Below are 22217 nucleotides of genomic sequence, written 5' to 3'. Positions count from 1 at the left end.
CCCGACACCTTCTCGCGTCACTAAATTCACTCACCATTGCCGCCGGTCATTCCTCAAGACTGGCCAGACTCTGGAGCGTGAACCATGACCATCGGATCCACCTACGACTACCCCGCCTTAGTCGCCAAGCACTTGCCAACCCATGCGCCATCCTCATGGCGAGGCCGTTTCCCGAGCCCTCCGGACTTGTGCTTCAACTATCGGAAATTGGTCGAACACGACTTTGGCATCGCCCAGGCTACCCAACCTGATTACAAAATCTGCATCGTCGGGGCGGGCATCACCGGCTTGACCGCTGCGCGGGAATTGCTTCGGTGCGGATTCAAAAACGTCACATTGCTGGAACAGTCTCACCGCGTTGGAGGGCGTCATCTATCAACGCTCAACTCCGGCCAATCTCCACTGCTGGGTCAGACCCCCTTCGAAATGGGCGCCATGCGCATGCCGATGTTCAACCAGGCCGGTGAATCGCCTTTAGAAGGTCAATCGCTGTTGGCCTACTATTGCAAACGCTTCGAACTGCAGCTATCCGACTTCCCCAATCCAGGCACGCCGCATGTGCGCAGCACTGGCATTTACCTGCGTGAAGGGCTACTCGAGGGACAGCTAGAGCCGCAAATGCTTATCTGGAAAAACTCGCAAGGTCACACACCTCCGCCCACAGAAAAATTGCAGCAGGTGTATGCCAAGTGGCGCCAATTTGCAGATCAGATGACGCACCAAGTCGCAAAGATCTATGGCACGCCGCAGTGGGAATCCCTATGGGCCGCCATCGTCGCGCGTTACCAGAGCCTGTCCTTCCGTGACTTGGTGACATTGGCGAGTGTTACGTGGAATGCCAATATCCCCGGGGACTTTGGCGGGCTCGGCATGACCCGGGAGGAGTCCATCCTGTTCTATTCCATCGGCATCGGCGATGGCAGTTGGGGAGCGTTTTATGACGTGTGCTGCCTCTACCCTTTACGCACGGCGATCTTCGGTTTCAGCAGTCAACTACAACTGGTGCATGGGCGCGTCGGCATTGACGGCAATCCCGTTGCGTCACCGTACTTGGGGCAAACCAGCCTCCAGGACTGTAATGACTTGGCGTTCGACGCGCCGCGTTATCTGGGGCTGGCAGCGCTGGATGAGTGCCTGCTGTTCATGGAAACCAAGGTCAACGCCCAGTCCTTTTATGATCACTGCCGAGAACGCGGAAAGGGCTTTCTCACCGATACCTCAGTGACTCGCTTGACCAAGCTTGAAAACGGCCAAATTCGCGTGACCTACGACTGGCACGCCAGCAGCCCTACTGGTAAAGCCGAACGTCATGAAGACTTCGATGCGGTGATCATGACCCTGCCGTCCTGGATTATCGAAACACACATTCAGTTGGAAAATTTCAGCCAGGCCATGCTGCCCTATTCCGTAACCAATGCCTACAAAACCGCTCACTGGGAAACCAGCTGCAAGGTCTACGCACCGCTCAAGAAAAGCTTCTTGTCGAACAACAGAAAGATTCCCCAGATCATGGTCACCGATAGCTTTATCCACGATGTGTACACCTATCGCTACCACGACGCCTATCCCTATGACTGCATCTTGCTCAGTTACACCTGGGAGGATGACGCGACCAAACTGGCCTCTTTTGACGACCAAACACTGGTCAACAAGTGCGTCACGGAACTGGACCGCATCCTGTTACGCAGCGCCAATATCAAAGCGCCGATATCGCCCTACATCGATGCACAAAACGCCATCGTCCAACGCTGGATGACCGACAAGAACGCGCTAGGGTGCGCCAAGCTCTACCGCGCGGGGACTTACTACGATGCCGTCAGTTTGATGCAGTACAACCGCGACTATGCCCATGTTTCCGGCCTGTATCTGGCTGGGGAATCGTTTTCCGTGGATGCAGGCTGGACCGAGCCGTGCCTGCGCGGCGCCGTCGACGCCGTGATCAACCTCTGCAATACGACCCAAGCCGCGTTCAACGGGGGGTTTACCCTGGATGAGTACCCGCGTTACCAGGGGCAGCCATTGATACAGCAACTGCCTACGACTAAAGCGGAAACAGCCTACTGACGCATAAACAAAAAAGACTTCCTATTAAACGCCCACCCATTCCGGTGGGTTCATAACAATAAGAGGTCTGCACCATGAACGAGTCCACGAGTCCCGTACGCGTCGCCGTTGTGCAATTTGATCCGCAAGTCGGCACCCACAATCGCGCTTCCAACCTGGAAACCAGCCTGAGCCTTGCCCTGCAAGCGGTTAACAATGGCGCCAATCTGATTGTGCTGCCCGAGTTGACCAATACCGGTTACCTATTCAACAATCGCCAGGACGCCTATCTGCATGCCGAACCCGTTCCAGACGGTCCGAGCGTACGGGCCTGGATGGATTTCGCCCAGTCTCATCAGGTGTATCTTGCGGCAGGCCTGGCTGAACGCGATGGCATGCAACTGTTCGACACCGCCGTGCTGCTGGGCCCCGACGGCCTGATTGGTAAATACCGCAAGGCCCACCTCTGGAACAAGGAAAAGCTCTGGTTCAGCCCTGGCAACCTTGGGTTCCCGGTGTTTGAAACACCCATCGGCCGTATAGGTTTACTGATCTGCTGGGACATTTGGTTCCCCGAGGTCCCACGCATCCTGACCCAGCAAGGCGCCGATATCATCTGCAGCCTGAACAACTGGGTGTGGACCCCGCCGCCGCTGTTCGACGAAGCCGGCAAATGCATGGCCTCGTACTTGACCATGACGGCCGCCCACGTCAACAACGTGTTCATCGCTGCGGCCAACCGTATCGGCGAGGAACAGGATGCACGTTACCTTGGGTGTTCATTGATTGCCGGCACCAACGGCTGGCCGATCGGCAAGATCGCCTCACCTAACGAGCAAGCGATTATTTACGCCGACATCGACCTCTCCAGCGCTCGCAGCGCACCGATCTGGAACAGCCTCAACGACCTGCAACGGGATCGTCGCAGCGACCTGTATGACGGGATGCTCGGCTACCGCCTTCACCCGTGCCTGCCACGCTGATGGGGGTGCGACTATGGCTTTCCTACCGACAAAAAAACCGTCATCAGACTCACCTGTTCGCCACCTTGTCATTCTGCTCCTGGCCTCGCTCACCCTGGCAGTGTCACTCACCGGGTTGTCAGTGGCTTACTCCACTTCGGCGCCGGAGCTTTGGCCAAGCTACAACGACATGATGGCCAGCCTGCCCACACCGACAGCGTGGTTGCGTTGGGTGGTCGGCGATATCAGTGAGGTGGCCTTCTATAAACACGAGTTCGCGTCACTCGGCCTGCTGCTCGGTGGCGCCTTCGGTTACTGGACCAGTCGTTACGCTCAAACCTGGCAAGGCTTCAACATCGCCTACGGCACGGGGCTCTGGCCCTGGTTGGTGACCAGTTCATTGCTGGGCTTGCTGCTGAGCAATGCGATGTGGGGCTGGACCCTGACGGCAGACGCTTGGCAACCCACGTTCGCCGCCTTTGTTTCGCTGCCGGCGGCCATGGTGCTGCTGTTTGGCGGGGGATGGAAGGTCACGCTCAATGGCGCCTTGCTCGGCGCGCTTCTGGTGACACCGAGCTGCCTGTTGCTGGTCAACTACTTGTGCATTCCGCTGGGTTTGCCGGTGGTGATTGGCAATGTATTGGGCATGGCTTTAGGCAGTGTGGTGGCGTTTTTACTATGCCGTGCCCTGCCGGTGCTGGTAAGCCGTGCAGCTGAACCCAAGGCCAGCATCCCTCCCGCTGCCGCCCTGAAAACACCCGATTACGGTATACGCTGGACGTTACGTCGGGTACTGGCGGACTTTTCCGAAGCACCGTTCTATGGAAATGAGTGGGCCAGCCTGGGTCTGCTCGCTGGGGTGCTGCTGGCCTACGCACTGAATCCACTGAGCCCCGCTTATGGGTCTGGATGGTTGCCACACCTGATTGCAGGCCAAGCGCTGACCTCACTCATCGGCATTATCCTGTGGCGCCGGCAATGGCGTGAGCGTGGCTGGTACCCAACCTATGTGCCCCTGGTCTCGGTGGTGCCCGCTGCCGTATTGACCTATGGCGGCAACCCGACAGTGATTGTAGCCAGCGCAATACTGGGCGCGCTGATCGCCCCGCCGCTGGCCTGCGCGATTGCCGGGCGCCTGCCTGGCTACCTGCATCCCTACATCGGCAACGTCTTATCCATGGCCATCAGTACGGCGTTGATCGTGCCGTTGATCGGTGTGGTGATCGCGGATTAACCCAAACAACGCCTGGAGGTGATTCATCAGGCACAAAAAACCCCGCCGAGGCGGGGTTCTTCTATCGAGAAAAGCGCTGGGCTTAGAGCTCAGAGAAGCACTCTTCAATGATTGCCAAGCCTTTGTCCAGCTGCTCGTCCGGCGAGGTCAGTGGCACCAGTACGCGCAAGACGTTGCCGTAGGTACCGCAGGACAGCAGGATCAGGCCCTTGTCACGCGCCTTGGCCACCACGGATGCAACGGCAGCGGCGTTCGGTTTGTGGCTATCGCCATCTTCGAACAACTCCACGGCAATCATCGCGCCCAGGGCACGCACTTCGCCGATTACCGGGTATTTGGCCTGGATGGCCTTGAGGCCGGTTACCAGGCGTTCGCCGACGGCCTTGCAGCGGTCCAGCAGGTGCTCTTCTTCGAACACTTCCATTACCGCCAGCGCGGCCGCGCAGGCGATCGGGCTACCGGCGTAGGTACCGCCCAGGCCGCCTGGGGCGATGGCGTCCATGTACTCGGCCTTGCCGCACACACCGGCCAGCGGGAAGCCACCGGCGATGGATTTGGCGAAGGTGGTCAGGTCGGCGGCGACGCCCATCTGTTCCATGGCGAAGAAGGTGCCGGTGCGGCCGGCACCGGTTTGCACTTCGTCGGCGATCAGCAGGATGCCGTGCTTGTCGCACAGTTCGCGCAGGCGCTTCATGAAGGTTTTCGGCGCGACGTAGAAACCGCCTTCGCCCTGCACCGGCTCAATGATGATCGCAGCGATATCACGCGGCTCGGCATCGTTCTTGAAAATACGCTCGATGCTGGCGATGGCGTCGTCGTCGCTCACGCCGTGCAGCTCATTGGGGAACAGCGCACGGAACACGCCGCCCGGCATCAAGCCCATGCCGGCCGAGTACGGCACGACTTTACCGGTCAGACCCAAGGTCATCATGGTGCGGCCGTGGTACGCGCCGGTGAAGGCGATCACACCGGCACGGCCCGTGGCGGCGCGGGCGATTTTCACGGCGTTCTCGACCGCTTCGGAACCGGTGGTGACCAGCAGGGTTTTCTTGGCGAAATCACCTGGCACCTTGGCGTTGATTTTCTCGCACAGCTCCACGTAAGGCTCGTAGGCCAGGACCTGGAAGCAGGTGTGCGTCAGCTTGTTCAGCTGCGCGGTCACCGCTGCGATGATTTTCGGGTGCACGTGACCGGTGTTCAGCACGGCGATACCGCCGGCGAAGTCGATGAACTCGCGACCTTCAACGTCGGTCACGGTGGCGTTCTTCGCGGATTCGGCGAAGATCGGGTGAATCTGGCCAACACCGCGCGGTACAGCGGCTTCGCGGCGTTTCATCAGGGAAGCGTTGGTCTTGCTCATAAAGTCCTCATTCGCCGCTCATCGGGCGGCGTAGCTCAAGGATAGGTGGCGGGGAGGCAACTACGGCAGCATGCGATGATCGACTGCCACAGCTTTCCGGCCACTGCGAATAACGGCGTAAAACACGCAAAGGGACAGCGCTCTCGTGCCCTCTGCGTTTACTGCAATCCCTTACCGGTCAGATGCCCAGGCAGAGGTATTTGATTTCCAGGTAATCCTCGATCCCGTACTTGGAACCTTCACGGCCCAGGCCCGAAGCCTTGATGCCGCCGAACGGCGCCACTTCGTTGGAGATCAACCCGGTGTTGACGCCGACCATGCCGTATTCCAGGGCTTCAGCCACACGGAACACACGGCCCAGGTCACGCGCATAGAAGTAGGACGCCAGGCCGAACTCGGTGTCGTTGGCCATCGCGATCACTTCGGCTTCATCTTTGAAGCGGAACAGCGGCGCCAGTGGGCCGAAGGTTTCTTCCTTGGCCACGGCGGCGTTTTTCGGCACGTCGGTCAGAATAGTCGGCTCGAAGAAATTGCCTTCCATCACCTTGCCGCCGGCCAACAGTTTGGCGCCTTTGCTCAGGGCGTCGGCGATATGTTCCTGGACCTTGGCCACGGCCTTTTCGTCAATCAGCGGGCCGGTGGTGGTGCCCTCTTCCAGACCGTTGCCGATCTTGAGCTTGGCCACGGCCACTTTGAGTTTTTCGGCAAACGCGTCGTACACCGAATCCTGGATATACAGGCGGTTGGCGCAGACGCACGTCTGGCCGTTGTTGCGGTACTTGGAGATGATCGCGCCTTCGACGGCCTTATCCAGGTCGGCGTCGTCGAACACGATGAACGGCGCGTTGCCGCCCAACTCCAGGGAGACTTTCTTGATGTCCTTGGCGCATTCGGCCATCAGCTGGCGACCGATTTCGGTGGAGCCGGTGAAGGACAATTTACGCACGATCGGGTTGCTGGTCAGCTCGCCGCCAATGTCGCCGGCGCTGCCGGTGACCACGCTCAGCACGCCTTTCGGGATGCCGGCACGGTGCGCCAGCTCAACCAGGGCCAGGGCCGAGAACGGGGTTTGCGACGCAGGCTTGATCACCATGGTGCAACCGGCGGCCAGGGCCGGACCGGCTTTGCGGGTGATCATCGCCGCAGGGAAGTTCCACGGGGTGATGGCAGCGGTCACGCCGATCGGCTGCTTGATCACGATCAGGCGCTTGTCGGGCTGGTGGCCGGGAATCACGTCACCGTAGATGCGCTTGGCTTCTTCGGCGAACCACTCGATAAAGGAAGCGGCGTAGACGATTTCGCCCTTGGCTTCGGCCAGCGGCTTGCCTTGTTCAAGGGTCATCAGGCGGCCAAGGTCGTCCTGGTTCTCGATCAACAGTTCGAACCAGCGGCGCAGCTTATTGGCGCGCTCCTTGGCGGTGAGTGCACGCCAGGCCGGCAGGGCCTTGTCGGCGGCTTCGATGGCGCGGCGGGTTTCGGCGGCGCCCATCTTCGGCACAGTGCCAAGAATTTCGCCCGTGGCCGGGTTGTTGACCTTGATGGTTTGACCATTGTCCGCATCGACCCAAGCGCCATCGATAAAGGCTTGCTGGCGGAACAACTGGGTGTCTTTAAGCTGCATGTCGGCTTTCCTTAACAGCACCGCGCGCACGCGGAGCGAATTAGAGTTGTTGAAAGGCGCCTGGTGGGCTGCCGTCAGGGAAATCGGCCTCAACGCGCCACAGTGAATAGATAGTGCACGAGAGGCAGAGCGTTTGAAATCTCAAACGAATCCTAGGAGCAATGGGGGTACAGGGCAATAGGATGTTCGAAAAAAAGAACAAAAACGGCATATCCGTCAGACCTTTCTGATCAGCGTAGTTGCACTTGGTTTCACCGCACTGATCGATGGCCCCCGGCCCAGAGCCTGCACGCGGCGGATTCCTACGCATAAACGCCCAAAGACCAGCATGGACGCCCAAGGTCGACATGGGTATGATGTCGCCCGCACAAGCATCCGTAGCTCAGCTGGATAGAGTACTGCCCTCCGAAGGCAGGGGTCGTGGGTTCGAATCCCGCCGGGTGCACCATATAGCAGTCTCGGGCTGTCTCAGACAGTCTACGAAACACCCCAAGAAGCCCGCCCCGTGCGGGCTTTCTTGTTTCTGGCTATCCGTCGCCTGTAATCGCGACGACAAGGTCCACAACTGGGGCGTGTTGGTCGAATTCGATTACCCGGACGGCGCCAAAAAGCGCTGGAACATTCCGGCCCGAACCATGGCTGCGACTTTGGAAAGGACATACTCGGTCCACCGGTCGACATGGGCCTGCGCCTCGCGGGAACCCGATCAGGGCGCAATGCCCGCAATGATCTGCAGAGTTATCTCGGCGGCTTCGATAGCGCCCAGCGAGCACGTTTGGTGACTCGCTTGGGCTGGCACAACAACGCGTTCCTATTGCCCGAACAACAGATCGGCTCGCACGCAGAACACCTGCATTTTTACGAGGCTGGTGCGCAGTTGCCGCCGATCAGCGAGGCGGGCTCTCTGGAGCAATGGCAGCAGCAAATCGGCGCGCTGTGCGTTGGTAATCACCGCTTGGCGTTTGTCGTCTCTGTGGCCTTTGCGGGGCCTCTGCTGAACCTGCTCGGGCATGAATCAGGCGGCTTCCACCTGTACGGCGACAGTTCCGGGGGGCAAGACCACCCACTTGCGGGTCGCCGCCTCGGTCTATGGCGGGCCGCGTCTGGTGCGTTCATGGCGCTCGACAGATAACGCTCTGGAATCCATCGCCGCTGCACATTCAGACGGTCGTCTGGTACTGGATGAAATCGGCATGTGCGACCCGCGCATTATTGGCGAGACGGTGTACATGCTCGGCAACGGCACCGGCAAGGCCCGGGCGAATGATCGAGGACAAGCGGGCCGACAGGTGCAGGAGTGGCGCTTGCTGTTTCTCTCGACCGGCGAGAAGACGTTGGCGCAGCACATGGCGGATGCAAACAAGGAGCTGAAAGCCGGTATGGAGGTGCGCATGCTCGCCGTGCCAGCGGATGCCAGCAAAGGCCTCGGCATGTTCGATGTGCTGGATGGTTTTGAGGACGCTGCCGCCCTCTCCGATGCGCTCAAGGCCCGAGTAGCCAAATATTACGGCACGCCCCTCACCGCTTTCCTGCACGCACTGTGTGCGCCTGGGGAAATGCTCAGGTGGACAGTGATCGTGCGCCGCACGGTGGAACAGTTCATCACCCAAAACCTACCAGCCTCGGCCAGTGGTCAGGCGCAGCGTGCCGCTCTTCGCTTCGGCCTCGCCGCCGCCGGAGAGTTGGCTACCGCCTTTGGTGTTACCGGCTGGCCGGATGGCACAGCCACGACCGCCGCTCGGGTGTGTCTGCATGCGTGGCTGGCCGAACGTGGCGGCGCCGGTAACTTTGAGGGTGATGCGATCTTGGCGCGGCTGCGCCAGGTCATCGAGCGCTTTGGAGAAAGCCGCTTCACCCGCTGGGAATCTGCCGCCGCCAAGATCGACGAGCACGGCCCACGCACGATTGATCGGTTGGGCTTTCGCAAGACGCTGGAACACGGCATGGGCGACGCCCTGCACACCACCAACACCTATTACGTACTGCCTGAAGCCTGGAGGGCCCAGATCTTCAAAGGCATGAACATCAGTGCGGTGAACAAGGAGTTGCTGCAACGCTGCGTGCTTGAGCCGGGTAGTGACGGCAAGGCCTACAGCTTGATCCGTCTGCCCGGGTTAGGACCTCAACGCTGCTACGTGGTGAAGACCGTTCCAGGAACGGATGAAAGCGAGGCCAAGGCCGCCTGACGGCATGCCTGCTGATCGAGGTAGCGCCGGCTCATTCCCGGCCTCGCCAGCCGTTCGACAACCATCCCTATCAACCGCAGTACCCAGAGACAATACAGATGAACACTATCCAAGAACTGAAAGACCGCCGCGACAAACTAACCCTCGAAATGGAGAGCATTCAGCGTGACCTGGCGCCCTTCGAAGAGGCGCTGGAAAGCCCAGAGGTCATCCAGCAGGGCCGTCAACGAGCCGTGCAGGATGAAATCAACGATCACGAAAGACGCATCGACTCGCGAAATCTGGAGATCAGCAACCTGAATCAAAAGATTCATCGCCTTGAGACATTGGCAAACCGTGAGAGCTTGGCTGCGGGCTATCTCAGCGATATGGCGAACTGGAAAGCCGACGATATGGAACTCAACGAAAAGCGCAGCAGCATCGAGACCAGGTTACAGCAGGTCCGCCAGAGCGATCAGGAAGACATGGCAAAGCTCGACAAGCTGAAACGGACGCGGCCACCGCTTATGCACAGGCTGTCGCCTGGGGCGATGTAGAGGGCGAGAAAGCGGCTAACGCAGAAGCTCAAAAGGCAGCAAAAAACCTCACGGCTGCGGCTGAGCATCACCGCCGTCAACAACTGCTCATCACCGCCCTGGAGCAGGAACTCGTGACGATTGATCAGCACATTACGGAGGCACAAAAAGAACATGCCAAGATTGAAAAAGAAGCAGCACATCTGGCAAACACGGTATTAGAAGAAAAGTGGAATGAGGCCGCGAAAGCGCTGCTGGAAACAGGCGGTAAGTTGTGGGCCGCACGCGACTTGATCAATCGAGACCCGGTTGCATTGATGAAGCTGGATATCCCTGAACAGGGCGAGCGCTTTGGAAGCTGGACCTGGCACGAACTCGCAGATCGCTCGCGCCAACACAGCCTGCTTGACCTGCTGGCGGCCTAACCTGAACCTTCCCCGAAGCAACCGGCGAGGGTCGGCTGCTTCGGGCCAACCATCGGTCTAACCATGAATAAACCACCACAGAACAGTGCTCAGATGCCTGATTACCTAAAGGCCCGAAAGCTGCATTTGAACGGGACAATTATCGGCATGGCTGACACCAAAAAGCTCAACGCAAGAGCAAACACTGTCACTAAAGTTGAGACGCTCACGCTTGATGCAATCAAGGCAGAGCTCGATTTCATTGACCGTCAGCTCAAAAGAAAGAGCGGGTGATGAAGAAGCGGAAGCTTAATCAGTTTCCGCCGTGCTAGATCGTGCTACTACAAAAAAGGTTCAGATCTTTTCGATTTCTGGTCTACGGCGGACCTAGTCTTATGACCGATTCATCCGAGGCTGTGTAACAGCGCTTTTGAGCGCAACAAATACTCAAACCGGGACTGAAACTTGCACACCTGCGCAAAATCCACATCTACTAACGTGCTGATCAATTCCATATGCAAAATAGACACGTGCACTTGAGTTTTGATACAGCGCTTTTATACACTCTAGTCTAAGTGCAGATATTGATACAGCATCTGCTACCACCGATACTGTTAAGACCAACAACAAAAACATAATCAGCAATCTCAAGCCAGCAATAAAAAAATGAAATACTTATTGAATTGAGCTAGAATCAAAAAAACCAATTGACAGTTGAATTATGGAGAAAGCTTAATACATGGACAACCTGAACCTATATCAACTGGAAAATGATGGAAACTATGATAAAGCTTTCAATGATAACAGCGTAGTTTCGGACTCCGGCTTAACCGTATACTTTAGAAATTTAGATAAAAAATTGCTGCAGCACATTAAAGAATCTGATGCTGTTTTTGGTGCCGTTGCCTGGCTAACAAATTTTCCTATACTAGATGCACTGGCTAGGTTGAGAAACGTCTCTATTATTGTACAAAAAGAGGACTTTCTTCGCCCTGACGTAGGCGCTAAATATGGCTTTGAAAAGGCATTGCGTAAGAAGTACAAAGCACTGAGATGTAATTTAACAAGGTATTCGTTTAGTAATATTTTGAGCTCTATATCAGTTGCAAGCGACCCTTCTATTGATCCCATCAGATGTGTGGGCAATCATAACTCCGAGAAAAACCCTGCATTCCCGCGTATGCATAACAAATTTTTAGTGTTTGCGAAGATTGAAGAAAGTGGACCGGACAGCGTTGAAACAATTACGCCTTATGCAGTCTGGACAGGCTCATTTAATTTAACAAAAAGCGCTACCTTATCTCTCGAGAACGCGCTTTTTATAACCGACGCGAAAATCGTCAACGCATATTTTGAAGAGTATGGTCAAATTGCGGCGATGTCTGAGGAACTTGATTGGACATCTGATTGGGCAGCCCCAGAATGGCGGATCGGAACATGAGTAATCATCACGAGTGTCTAAAATCGCTCCTCGAAATGGTATGTTCGATTCATAATTCATTTATTTAAGTAGGGCTGATAAGTGGGGCCGGTATTGGTCTAGGCAATCCTGCCTTGAAGCTCAAAAAATCCCTAGTCACTAACCAACAAGCGTCCTCAAAAATAGGAAAAAAAATGGCACAATCCTCTGAGTTGGCTGGCGGGACTGGATTCGTTTATGAGGGACACGTGGCTGCATATTTTTTAGCAGCACTACTAACAGGAGAAATACGACCTCCACTTAACTCCAGCATCAGAACTGTCGCATTACAGCAGTCAGCCTTCGGTGATCCGCTTGATGACGTAATTGTCACCTTTGATGATGCTCACGAAACGAAACTACACATACAAGTTAAGCGCTCATTGAGAATATCCGCAGCCGAAAGCAACAAAGACTTCCGTGAAGTTGTAAAGGGCTCCTGGCTAACTTACAAAAATCCAAAAAACCATCTCGGATATGATTACTATGGAGCAGCAACAGATACCATTTCCAGCGCTAGCTTAAGAAATGTTAAAACTGTTTGTCAGGCTGCGAGACATAGTCATAGTGAAGCAGTATTTTTTTCACGAAAAAATGAATCTGGAACTTCAAGTGTCGAGTTTGAAAGCTTCATTGACGACATCCGGAAAATTTTAAGTGTTGCACAATTTAATTTTAGTGACTTCGAACTACATAACTTTCTTAAAAACTTCGTCATATTTAATTTTGACGTCATGACACATGAGTCACTTTCTAATTCAGAGACAATTAATAGATTAAGTCAAATCCTGACAACCCCTAGTCGAGCACATGATCTTTGGGAGTACTTGAAAAACATATCTAGAGAAGGAGCTGGCGTTTCCGCAACTTATAGCCAGGATTCCCTCAAACGACTACTGTACCCTCTTTTTAAATTTAAAGACAAAAATAGCCAAATTGATTCTGCGGTGACTACAAATCATTTTGATCAACCGATTTTTGACAGCGCCATCCCTTCAATCTGTAGTGTTGCCATAGCCAATGTAGTCGCAAAAAACGAAGATCTAGCCCTTACCGCAATAGTTGTGACTGATGATCTAAATAAACTAGCAAAAGAGGTGAGGACTTGGAAGGAACGGTTAAAACGCAGCTCACTGCTGACCAGAAATGATAAAGCTCTAATAGAAAACAGCGACCTGAACGAACTAATTAAAAATGTTCATTTTGCAAGTATCTTAATGCAAGATCTTGTCACTGCTGATTTTTCTGCTTATATCTATTATGCCAGAGGGAATGAGATAAGTGATTGGCCTCCTGAGAAAGTTGAGAGAGAGCTAATGGTGATACCTCTTCTCCATAGATTAAGCAATAAAAATGAACTCACCGAGATGGTATATTCAAAAATTAAAAACATTGACTTTATATTTACATCTGCCGTAACTGAAGTTGAAAATAGATACCATCGCTCAATTAACTCTATAGTATCAAGCTCCTACGCTAGAAATAGAAAGGAAATACTAGAGCTTTCAGATTTAGTTGCTGATATTTCTGCCAATTACCTATCGACTGGATCAATCTATCCAAAAGAATATATAGCATATATAAAAACCAGAATTCGCTATGGAGAAAATATTGCAACTGGCGAGAAGCATAAAAGAGATAAAAACCCTATTGCCTGAACTAATTTAGCATCGACCATAGCTTTTTTGCAAACTGTGGCTCAACTGAATGAGCGTAAGCGATAAAACCTTCAAATTGAGCTCTCGTCGGTGCTATTGAATGACTTCTTGAAGGGAACTCGAAGTGCCCATCTCCGTGCTTTTTTATATAGTAAGCAATCAACCTCAGCTTCTTCTTCATTTTTTTTGGAAGTCTTGGCCTTTCATGATCGACTACTGAAAGGCCTGTTACAAATTGACGAGCACCACGATATTGTACATAACAACCTTTTGCCTGTAATTGAAAACCGTTTCCATTGATAACAGCTTCAATATTTTCCGGCGCTGGAGGTGTTATACCAGAAAAAGTTATGTTATCTGCATATCGGCTAAATGTCGATTTAGTGGTGCGCGCCAACTCCAACATATCTGAATCGAGTCTTCTGCATACTATGTTTGAGAGTACAGGACTGCATCTTGTACCCTGTAATAAATAACCATCAATAGTGCATGCTCTCGCCAAAATTTGAGCGATGAGGAGATTGCCACCAAGCGCCAATATCGACTGACAGACTTGGACTTCAGTTATCGCATTAAAAAAATCTTTGATATCAGCATGAACAATAACGTCTTTTTTCATATGCAATTTAGCATTAGACACTGTTGATCGACCAGCTAAAAACCCTTGTACATGCTCACCGAATTCGACACTATTTGAAATAATCATCGCAATAGATCGGTGGAGTTGTGCAAGCCACTTATTTTTCGCCTTGTATACCTGCCGGTATTCTCCTTGACGATTTCGTCCCCGCTTAGCTATTTTTATAATTTGATAGTGGTGTGCCTGCCAGGGTGCGTTTAAATACGACTCTATCAGCTCAGCCTTCACCCCTACTGCGAAAGACAATTCGGCCAGATCATGAACATCTTCAATTCTAGTAGTTGTCATTGTGTTGTACTGATAGGAAAAATGGGGTGGCTGGATGGAATTTGTAAGACCTCAAATTGTCGAGTACGAACTCGTACCCACGGACATAACCGCAGTCAGTCATCCAGCCACTTCTTTGAAATTACCATATAGAAATGCAATGTGATAGTTGTTTTTTTCTCAAAGCTTTTTCAGCGAGTAATCCTTAAGTAGTACGGCGTAAGCTTTTCCTGTCAACAGCACACCTCCCTATTTGCTTATGTGAGGGTAAGCCGAAACCATCCGCTTATGGCCGGAGCCGCCGGCCGTCCTCGCAGCAATTGACCTAATGCGGCCAGTAGCACGAAGCGTCTTCTCATCGGCAACAGATCTCTGCCGCGCGCTAGCGCTGTCGAGGAATTCACGCGACAAGTTTCAGCAGATTACCCAACAGTTCTTTAAGCTCAGCGCGATCTATATTATTTTCTCGGTACGTAGACCTGTTGAGGATCTGCTCGGCCGTCATCAAAGGCCAGAGTTTATCGATCACATCGTCCGCCTTGATGCCCACTGCTTTGCCAATGATTTTTTTGGCATCGCAGGTGTCAGTGAAAGCCACCTGTATCCCCGTTTGCATGTTGATCATGTCGGGACAAAGATAGTTTTCGATTTCCCGTTTACGTGTCGAGTAGAAAGCCCGGCCCTGTCCCTCGACTTCTTGTTTACGCTTTAAAATCGCGGCGACCTGCTCCGGGCTCCCACCTAGGTCAGAGTCCAGAAAAACGCACCAAGGTAGCCCGAGATCATCGGCGAGGTTGAGGGTGACCCAGTGCTTCACACTGCCACACCCACCAATAAGGATAGGGACAATACCAGCATCCTCAAGACTGGCTTGAAGATGGCCACCCGCCTTTAGGATATTCGAAGCATGGCGGAGGAAGAGGACATCTGACTTGCCCTCCACCAGCACTACGCCTTTTGCCCGCTCCATCCCTGTCTCCGGTAGTACGCCTAGGCTCTCGGCAGCCTCCTTAAGTACTTGTGGGCTGGGCATCTTGACGATGGGTATGCCGTTCTCGTCCCTAGTGACATAACGGATACCTTCAATGGGGATCAAACCCGCTAGTGCAGGGACGTGGGTAGTAACGATGATCTGCCGATTCGTCTGGCTGGATAGCTCCAGCAGCGCCTTCATCAGCATCATCTGGTAGTTGGGGTGCTGTGAGGTCTCCGGCTCTTCAATGGCATATATCACATTGCGCGGGCTTCCAACTACTGCATTTTTTTCTGCCTCGGCCCGGAAGAAGTTGAGCAAAATGAGGCGGCGTACGCCGCTGCCGCGTTTATTAATGGGGATGCCGTTCTCTCCTTCCAAAGTGAAGTTGAAGGTCCACTTGGGCTTATCTTTAAAGCGCGGGGTCAGCTCGTTTGCCAGCTCAGGAGCCATTTCGCGAAGCTTGTCGAGGGTGCGTTTGGCTACGTCTAGCACGCTGCTTTCTATTTGCCGCTCCAACTCACTGATCTGGGCTTGTAGCGCAGCCTGGGCTTCTTTGACCGCTAGTTGCAGGGGATTCTTGGCCTCGGCGTCACCGTCACTGCTCTCTCGGTCAGCTTTAAAAAGAGCGAAGGTCGGCAACAGCATCTCAATCTTCTCCCAAATAGATTTGGCTTCTGTCGATAGACCTTTGCCTACATCGAGCAGCGTCTCCTGACAAGAAACATCTCCTGCGGCACTGCGAATGGCTTGCCGCCACTGTGAAGCAACCCGCTGATCAGCCACTTGATCAGTAACTCCAAATTGTTCGCCAAGCTTTTTCAGATCCGCCATTTTCAGGCTCAATAGGCTTGCGAGTGCTTTGTCTGCGGGGTGCTGACAGCGAATGGCCGTACCGTCATGTTTGCCGGTGCTAGCCTTGAAGGTTTTGACAACTTCAAAGCCGCCTTCCACGTTTAGCAGGAACTCCTGCGACAATGAAGTCTGAACATTCTCATCAAGCACCAGGGTTTCGGGAAGGTCGTCGAACTCGCAGGTAATCTCGAATTTGTCATGCCCCTCCATCAGGCTAAAACAGTTCATATCGCTCTTATCAGGCTTGATATCGGCGCTATCGAAGAAGATGGCCAGAGCCTCAAGGACGGTGGACTTCCCATAGTCGTTTCGGCCCACGATGCCGGTCATCGCTAAATCGATTGGAATGATGGTGGTGCTGCGATAACCACGGAAGTGAGTGAGCTTGACGGTCTTGAGGCGCATCTTGATCCCCTTATCTAGCGTTAACTTCAACATTTTATGGTCAGTGAATCAGCCAATTGTAGACGTGTAATGGCGAAATGCCTCAGGCAGACGTTTCTGACCGGAGCTGTCCGCTCCGAGTCTCAGGTATGGGTCGTAACCCACCGTTAATAAAAGATCTTTTCCGGGACAATCACAGTCGTAGGGTAACCCTGAGATTCAGTCTCAAAGGCAGAGCTGTGAAGTTGAAGAGTATTTATTCCTTTTGGCTGCAAGCCAGCGCCTAATGAACGGACCACTCTTGCTGTAGCGAATCGCTTAATATGCCGACTCGTATGCCTTAAATGGTCGAGGCGTCGAGTTTGAGGGTACGTAATGACGGATTTGTGGGAGCCGATTAACGGCATTTATACAGCTACGGTACCGCTTTTCCCCTGGGCTGCTAGTCTGCCCAACATTGACGCTGTTCAATGGGGAAGCGCGCTGATCAGCGCAGGGTTCGGTGCTGGTATTGGTGCATGGATGGCCGGCCGCATTGCTAGGAGCGCGAAGCTGAGAGACGAGCTATTGGCTGAGCTCCGCAGTATCGACGTCGCGATAACGCTATGCATATCGGTAATAGATATGGCCGGATCTCTCAAAAAGCAGCACGTGTTAGGACTTTTGAGCAAGTACGAATCGGACTTGGCAAGGTTCGCTGATTATAAGGCAGCTGAGAGACGTGAAGATCCATTCCCACTGAGTATCAACCATTTTAAGTTTCAAACCATAGCGCCGCCGACTGTTGAGTTACAAAGCCTAATTCTTAAGAACATGAGCATGTCGCCCAATGGGGTGAAATCAATAATTGCGCTATCGGACGCCGTCGGAAATCTCAACGGCATGATTGACACATATAACGCACTGCTGGAGATGTTTAGAAACCGAAGCTTACCAGCAGGTTTCGCGCCCGAGCACTACTATCTTGCGCTACCCGTTGGAGGCGTTGTAAATAATGAATACGGCTCGGCTGTGCAGGGAATAGCAACCTACACCGACGATATTATCTTCTTCGCATGTAAGCTCTCCGATTGCCTGACATCACGTGGGATTCAAGCCCGTGACCGGTATGAGGAGTTATCTGGGGAAAAGCGGTTGATTCGGCGGGTAGACTCAATTGGAGAAAACGCAGCTCTGATCCCTCCCGATAGTGCCTATGAAGGATGGATGAGAGGGTGGGAAGAGGATTTTAGCGGGGTAGCTAAAAAACGCAGTTGGGGGGACCGTAAGAGAAAGTGACGGCATAAATGCCCTTCCGCTCTCAGTAGCGGACACTTTAAAAGAACCTTACCTGTCATTGAGGGGCTGCAGCTTTAGTACGGTAGCGGCCTTTCTTATCAGAGGGCACTCGTCCGATGGCAGCCACCTCAGTAATCATAACCTGCTCCTCGCAGAGCAGTTATTGATGTAACACCAACTTGCTATGTAACACGTCTATCGGCAAACGAAGCAAAGCTTTGTAACCTCGATTAAATCATTTAAAATCAAGCACTTAAATCTCAATGTAACGCGCGTAACAGCCCTAACACGGTTTATTAGCGCATCCCCGAACCCCATTACTATTGCCCCTCCAGCGAAGGGAGATCGACATGCTCTTGATTCTAGCTAGATAGTGGGGGCCCCTACGAATTTTGGTTTGGTACGGGGTAGGAAACCCGCGTGATCGTGTTAGCGAAAAGGTGCCCAGCTTAGTGAACAGGTGAACCGGGTGAACTGTTGTTCACCAGTGCATTTGCCCTATGAATCGCAAAGCCACTGGGGACCCTGGGCATTTCGGATAGACACGGGGCAAAGAACCCGCCGGATCTCGTTAGTGGCTGGGCTCCAAAGTTAGTTGACTGAGTTGACCGAGCCATCCGTTCACAATCCTGAACAAAACCGAGGACCGTTACCGTTCCGGTAAGGATCCCCTTTTTTCTTCAAGATCCTTTCAATTTCAACAATTGAAATTTCAGTAACTTTCAGCACCTCCCACTAACTCAGTCCCGCGGATTTCATGCCCCGTATACTCAGGATATCGTCAGGGGTCCCCAGCACCTTTTTCTGCAACCCACCCGAGATCTCAGATGAGTAACCTCCAGAACCTAATCGTAAATGCCCGATCCGGCTTAGCTCTCGACGAAAAAATCTCTGATGACAGTTGGCAGGCAATTGCTAAGCAATGCGGTGCCGCTGAGATCGAAGAAATCGAACAGCGTATCGTCAGCTTACGAGCCGAGTTAGAAACGGTTGAGGAGTGGGACGGAGATACCCAGGATGACATACACCTCGCAATTTACAGCTTCACCCAATTACTGAAGGCAGCGAAAGCACGGTAGTTGTGCTGGTGGCGAAAGGACCACAGGGTTCAACGTGGAGAGGCCATTGAAGAAAGCGAGTCACCCATCGGGATCTAGGTCACGAGGAGCTTCGATGGAACCTCCAGAAAGAGCGTTAAAGGCGTCAGCACACTGCGCCCTGTATGCCCACGTGTATGCCTAACCGACGCACCACCAAAGAAGCCCAATAAATACGGGCATCTTACCGCCCAGTTCAAACGACGCCGGGGCACCAGATATGAATTAAAAAGCCCCAGGTCGAAAGACCCGGGGCTTTTCCGTATATGCCAATTCAGCGCTTCCGCAACGCCTCCAACCTCCCCGGCAAATCCTCCTCCGGAAAGCGTTTATGCAGTGCCAGCAGCTTCTCATCAGCCGCCTTGCTCTCTCCCGCCTCACGCAACTTCACGATGGCCTGCAACTCCTGCTCCAAAGATGGCAATGCAACCGGCGTGGCCTTGCTGAGCTTTGCCGCTGGCGGAGCCGCCAATGCATCTGCGGTTTCAGCCTGGGCAGGTGCACGTTCAAGCCTGGGTGCCGCAGCCATGCGGGCCATTGGCGCGGGGGCGGAGAAGGCTTGCGGCGTTGGCTGGGCGGCTTCTTCGTGGCGCAGGGCGGAGAATGTCGCGGTGGAGATTTCGGGCTGCGGCACGGGGGAGCGTGTGAGCACGCCGATCATCAGCGCTAAACCTGCGACGGTGGCGAATGCCATTTGCCAGCGTGGGCGTTGGCAGGCGTGCAGCCAGCGTTGCCACAGGTTCGGTTGTGGCGCCGGGACTTCGCGGCGGGCGGTGTTGAGGATGAAGGCGTCGAGGGACGCGGGGGGTTCGCCGGTGCTGTGTTGACGGTAGTGCTGGAGCAGTTCGTCGTCTGGGGTGGGTCGAGTGTCAGTCATACGGTTACCTCGTCGGCCAGCAAGCGCCGCAGTTTCTGCAGGGCGTAGCGCAGGCGGCTTTTTACGGTTTCCAGCGGGGCGCCGGTGAGGGCGGCGATTTGGGGGACTTCAAGTTCGCCGTGCAGGCGCAGCAGGAAGACTTCGCGCTGGTCTTCGGGCAGGTCTTGCACGGCGGCGTCGAGGCGCGCCTGGTCGCGGCTCAGGCTCAGGTGTTGCTCGGGGCCGGCGCTGTGGTCGGCCTGGGCGTGCAGTTGCTCGTCGTAGCTGTCGTGCAACGGGTTGTGGATGCCGTGCTTGCGCCAGTGGTCGATCAGGCGGTTGCGCGCGATCTGGAACAGCCACGTACGAAAACTCGCCCGACCCTGTGGCTGGGTGGTGCTGCGGATCAGGCTGAGCCAGGTGTCCTGGTAGATTTCCTCAGCCAGTTCGGGTTTGTTGCACAGGGAAACGAGGAAGCGGTACAGGCCTTGGCGGTGCCGGGCGTACAAGGCTTCGAAAGCAGCGGCGTCGCCGGTGCGGTAGCGGGCCAGCAGCGATTCGTCGCTGGGTGGATCGTCTGGGACGGCCATTTGGTGGGGTGAACTCCTTTTTGTCAGCCGAAGCAGGGTTAACTGTGGGAGGGGGTTGCTCCCGATGCGGTGGGTCAGATAGCACATTTGGTGCTGATGTACCGCTATCGGGGGCAAGCCCCCTCCCACATTTGATCTTTGTTGTGGTCGGGATCAGTGTTTTAGGCTTTGGGCCAGTTCGACTAGCTGGACGAACTCGTTGCGCAGGCCGAACGGGTCGTCGCCGCGTGCAGTGCGGGCCAGGTTGGCGGTGTCCTGCAAACTCATGTTGCCAGTGTAGCGGCCATCGCCCTTGAGCTGTTGGGCGAACGCGGCTACGGCGGCGCTGAAGCGCAGGTCGTCGCTGGGCCTGGCTGATATTTTATCGACGGCCCGTTCGATCAATTGGCTATCACCGCCCGCCGCAGGTTTGTAGCGTACGCGCACCGTCGCCAGTTCGACCGAGGTGTTTTCAGCCGCAGGCGCTCTGGCATAGCGCAACGGTTCCAGCCAGCCCTTCTCGCCCTTGGGTACGATTTCGTACAGCGCGGTCAGCGTGTGCCCTGCGCCGATTTCGCCGGCATCGACCTTGTCGTTATTAAAATCCTCACGCTTCAAGGCGCGGTTTTCATAGCCGAGCAGGCGGTACTCGCTGACGTGTGCCGGGTTGAATTCCACCTGCAATTTTACGTCCCGCGCCACCACCGCCAGCGTCGAGCTGAGTTGGTCCACCAGCACTTTGCGGGCTTCGCGCAGGTTGTCGATGTAGGCGTAGTTGCCGTCACCGGCATCGGCCAGTTGCTCCATCAGGCGTTCGTTGTAGTTGCCCACTCCGAAGCCGAGGGTGGTCAGCGAAACGCCGCTTTTGCGCTGGTCGACGGCCATTTGCTTGAGGCTGTCGAAGTCGCTGATGCCCACGTTGAAGTCACCGTCGGTGGCCAGCAGGATGCGGTTGATGCCCTTGTCGACAAAGCCTTCGCGGGCCAGCTGGTAGGCCAGTTCGATACCGGACGCGCCAGCGGTGGATCCACCGGCAGTGAGTTGGTCGATGGCGTTGCGGATTTTGGTTTTGTCACGCCCGGAAGTCGGCTTGAGCACCACGCGGGACTCACCGGCATAGACCACCAGCGACACGCGGTCCTGATCACGCAATTGATCCACCAGCAATTTCAGCGTGCTTTTCACTAACGGCAAACCTTCGCGACGGTCCATGGAGCCGGACACATCCACCAGAAACACCAGGTTGGCCGGCGGCAGGTCCGCCACGGCGCGGTCGGACGCTTTGATGCCGATGCGCAGCAGTTTAGTCCGTGGGTTCCACGGCGTGGCGGCGACTTCGGTCGTAACGCCAAAGGGTGAGCCATCGGTAGGCAACGCATAGTCATAGGGGAAGTAATTGACCATTTCCTCCAGTCGCACCGCGCCTTCGGGCGGCAGGCTGCCTTGGTTGAGGAAGCGTCTGACGTTGGCGTAGCTACCGGTGTCGACATCCACGCTGAAAGTGGAGACGGGGGTTTCGGCGACGCGATGCACCGGGTTGTCGGGCAGGTTGGCGTATTGCTCGCGGGGTTCGCTGCGGTAGTCCATGGTCGCGGTCTCGCGCATTTGCATCGGTGCAGGCATGGCCATGCGCTTGACCAATGCGCCCTGGGCCGGCGCACGCTGAAGCTCGGCGGCGGGCTCAGCCGGTTTCGCCAGGTCAGGCGAGGACGACAGCCCGCAACCGGCCAGCGCCACCAGCAGGGTAAGGGTAAAGCCTTGGGCAGCAGGACGCAGGAAGAGCAGAGGGCGGGACATGGGCTGAACCTCGTGAGTGAATAGTCCGTTCACAAGGTCAGACGCGAGGAATATGGGGT

At 54.7% G+C, this 22217-nt stretch carries 15 protein-coding genes, 1 tRNA gene and 2 pseudogenes; 11 read left to right on the top strand and 7 right to left on the bottom strand.

What is annotated here, in order from left to right:
- The first annotated feature begins 84 nt into the window (after nucleotides 1-84).
- The 3 genes from C4J92_RS01130 (at nucleotide 85) to C4J92_RS01120 (ending at nucleotide 4239) form a co-directional block, all read left to right on the top strand.
- On the top strand, nucleotides 85-2064 hold the full coding sequence (locus C4J92_RS01130; protein WP_124402687.1) for an FAD-dependent oxidoreductase: 1980 nt from the start codon (nucleotides 85-87) through the stop codon (nucleotides 2062-2064).
- A gap of 74 nt (nucleotides 2065-2138) precedes the next feature.
- On the top strand, nucleotides 2139-3026 hold the full coding sequence (locus tag C4J92_RS01125; RefSeq protein ID WP_124402686.1) for a nitrilase family protein: 888 nt from the start codon (nucleotides 2139-2141) through the stop codon (nucleotides 3024-3026).
- Nucleotides 3027-3039: 13 nt separating this feature from the next.
- Entirely contained in the window at nucleotides 3040-4239 is a 1200-nt protein-coding gene (locus tag C4J92_RS01120) for a hypothetical protein (RefSeq protein WP_124402685.1), read from the top strand.
- An 82-nt stretch (nucleotides 4240-4321) separates the two neighbouring features.
- Here C4J92_RS01120 and gabT read toward each other — a convergent pair whose 3' ends face one another.
- Nucleotides 4322-5599, bottom strand: coding sequence for a 4-aminobutyrate--2-oxoglutarate transaminase (gabT, locus tag C4J92_RS01115; RefSeq protein WP_124402684.1), 1278 nt, complete (start codon nucleotides 5597-5599; stop codon nucleotides 4322-4324).
- Nucleotides 5600-5777: 178 nt separating this feature from the next.
- Nucleotides 5778-7220: an NADP-dependent succinate-semialdehyde dehydrogenase gene (gene gabD, locus C4J92_RS01110; protein ID WP_124402683.1), complete on the bottom strand. Its 1443-nt coding sequence runs from the start codon at nucleotides 7218-7220 to the stop codon at nucleotides 5778-5780.
- Between the two features lie 371 nt (nucleotides 7221-7591).
- On the opposite strand from gabD, the gene C4J92_RS01105 reads away from it, so the two are divergent.
- The 6 genes and pseudogenes from C4J92_RS01105 to C4J92_RS01080 all read left to right on the top strand — a co-directional run bounded on the left by C4J92_RS01105 (nucleotide 7592) and on the right by C4J92_RS01080 (nucleotide 13442).
- Nucleotides 7592-7668: transfer RNA gene (locus tag C4J92_RS01105), tRNA-Arg, on the top strand.
- 85 nt (nucleotides 7669-7753) lie between these two features.
- Nucleotides 7754-9406, top strand: a pseudogene (locus C4J92_RS01100) (DUF927 domain-containing protein); the annotation flags it as partial.
- A 98-nt stretch (nucleotides 9407-9504) separates the two neighbouring features.
- Nucleotides 9505-10346, top strand: a pseudogene (locus C4J92_RS01095) (chromosome segregation protein SMC).
- 63 nt (nucleotides 10347-10409) lie between these two features.
- On the top strand, nucleotides 10410-10619 hold the full coding sequence (locus tag C4J92_RS01090) for a hypothetical protein (RefSeq protein ID WP_256657443.1): 210 nt from the start codon (nucleotides 10410-10412) through the stop codon (nucleotides 10617-10619).
- A 445-nt stretch (nucleotides 10620-11064) separates the two neighbouring features.
- Entirely contained in the window at nucleotides 11065-11766 is a 702-nt protein-coding gene (locus tag C4J92_RS01085) for a phospholipase D-like domain-containing protein (protein WP_038448431.1), read from the top strand.
- A 113-nt stretch (nucleotides 11767-11879) separates the two neighbouring features.
- The gene (locus C4J92_RS01080) at nucleotides 11880-13442 is read left to right on the top strand and encodes a hypothetical protein (protein ID WP_124402682.1); all 1563 of its coding nucleotides are present in this window, start codon (nucleotides 11880-11882) and stop codon (nucleotides 13440-13442) included.
- Between the two features lies 1 nt (nucleotide 13443).
- Here the strand turns inward: C4J92_RS01080 and C4J92_RS01075 are convergent, their stop codons facing one another.
- Nucleotides 13444-14370, bottom strand: coding sequence for a reverse transcriptase family protein (locus C4J92_RS01075; protein WP_124402681.1), 927 nt, complete (start codon nucleotides 14368-14370; stop codon nucleotides 13444-13446).
- A 379-nt stretch (nucleotides 14371-14749) separates the two neighbouring features.
- The gene (locus C4J92_RS01070; RefSeq protein WP_124402680.1) at nucleotides 14750-16582 is read right to left on the bottom strand and encodes an AAA family ATPase; all 1833 of its coding nucleotides are present in this window, start codon (nucleotides 16580-16582) and stop codon (nucleotides 14750-14752) included.
- Nucleotides 16583-16936: 354 nt separating this feature from the next.
- Here C4J92_RS01070 and C4J92_RS01065 point away from each other — a divergent pair, with 354 nt between their 5' ends.
- Nucleotides 16937-17839, top strand: a complete 903-nt coding sequence (locus C4J92_RS01065; RefSeq protein ID WP_038448429.1) for a hypothetical protein — start codon at nucleotides 16937-16939, stop codon at nucleotides 17837-17839.
- A gap of 827 nt (nucleotides 17840-18666) precedes the next feature.
- Nucleotides 18667-18918 (top strand): hypothetical protein, encoded by a 252-nt coding sequence (locus tag C4J92_RS01060; RefSeq protein ID WP_124402679.1) that lies wholly within the window; start codon nucleotides 18667-18669, stop codon nucleotides 18916-18918.
- A gap of 292 nt (nucleotides 18919-19210) precedes the next feature.
- On the opposite strand, the gene C4J92_RS01055 is transcribed toward C4J92_RS01060, so the two are convergent.
- The 3 genes from C4J92_RS01055 to C4J92_RS01045 form a co-directional block, all read right to left on the bottom strand.
- On the bottom strand, nucleotides 19211-19813 hold the full coding sequence (locus C4J92_RS01055) for a hypothetical protein (RefSeq protein WP_124402678.1): 603 nt from the start codon (nucleotides 19811-19813) through the stop codon (nucleotides 19211-19213).
- Nucleotides 19810-20382, bottom strand: a complete 573-nt coding sequence (locus tag C4J92_RS01050) for an RNA polymerase sigma factor (RefSeq protein ID WP_124402677.1) — start codon at nucleotides 20380-20382, stop codon at nucleotides 19810-19812. Before C4J92_RS01050 ends, C4J92_RS01055 begins: the two co-directional genes overlap by 4 nt.
- 153 nt (nucleotides 20383-20535) lie before the next feature.
- Complete coding sequence (locus tag C4J92_RS01045) at nucleotides 20536-22158, bottom strand: VWA domain-containing protein (RefSeq protein WP_124402676.1); 1623 nt, start codon at nucleotides 22156-22158, stop codon at nucleotides 20536-20538.
- Nucleotides 22159-22217 lie beyond the last annotated feature (59 nt).

The organism is Pseudomonas sp. R3-18-08 (genome assembly GCF_003852065.1).
Classification (GTDB): Bacteria; Pseudomonadota; Gammaproteobacteria; order Pseudomonadales; family Pseudomonadaceae; genus Aquipseudomonas.
This window is presented reverse-complemented; position numbering and strand designations above follow the sequence as displayed.

Excerpts from the sequence above, each read along its gene's own strand:
- C4J92_RS01085 (WP_038448431.1), top strand. The coding sequence starts at position 11,065 with ATGGACAACCTGAACCTATATCAACTGGAAAATGATGGAAACTATGAT.
- C4J92_RS01050 (WP_124402677.1), bottom strand. The coding sequence starts at position 20,382 with ATGGCCGTCCCAGACGATCCACCCAGCGACGAATCGCTGCTGGCCCGC.
- C4J92_RS01130 (WP_124402687.1), top strand. The coding sequence starts at position 85 with ATGACCATCGGATCCACCTACGACTACCCCGCCTTAGTCGCCAAGCAC.
- C4J92_RS01075 (WP_124402681.1), bottom strand. The coding sequence starts at position 14,370 with ATGACAACTACTAGAATTGAAGATGTTCATGATCTGGCCGAATTGTCT.
- C4J92_RS01045 (WP_124402676.1), bottom strand. The coding sequence starts at position 22,158 with ATGTCCCGCCCTCTGCTCTTCCTGCGTCCTGCTGCCCAAGGCTTTACC.
- C4J92_RS01125 (WP_124402686.1), top strand. The coding sequence starts at position 2,139 with ATGAACGAGTCCACGAGTCCCGTACGCGTCGCCGTTGTGCAATTTGAT.
- C4J92_RS01070 (WP_124402680.1), bottom strand. The coding sequence starts at position 16,582 with ATGCGCCTCAAGACCGTCAAGCTCACTCACTTCCGTGGTTATCGCAGC.
- C4J92_RS01060 (WP_124402679.1), top strand. The coding sequence starts at position 18,667 with ATGAGTAACCTCCAGAACCTAATCGTAAATGCCCGATCCGGCTTAGCT.
- gabT (WP_124402684.1), bottom strand. The coding sequence starts at position 5,599 with ATGAGCAAGACCAACGCTTCCCTGATGAAACGCCGCGAAGCCGCTGTA.
- C4J92_RS01065 (WP_038448429.1), top strand. The coding sequence starts at position 16,937 with ATGACGGATTTGTGGGAGCCGATTAACGGCATTTATACAGCTACGGTA.
- C4J92_RS01055 (WP_124402678.1), bottom strand. The coding sequence starts at position 19,813 with ATGACTGACACTCGACCCACCCCAGACGACGAACTGCTCCAGCACTAC.
- C4J92_RS01090 (WP_256657443.1), top strand. The coding sequence starts at position 10,410 with ATGAATAAACCACCACAGAACAGTGCTCAGATGCCTGATTACCTAAAG.
- gabD (WP_124402683.1), bottom strand. The coding sequence starts at position 7,220 with ATGCAGCTTAAAGACACCCAGTTGTTCCGCCAGCAAGCCTTTATCGAT.
- C4J92_RS01120 (WP_124402685.1), top strand. The coding sequence starts at position 3,040 with ATGGCTTTCCTACCGACAAAAAAACCGTCATCAGACTCACCTGTTCGC.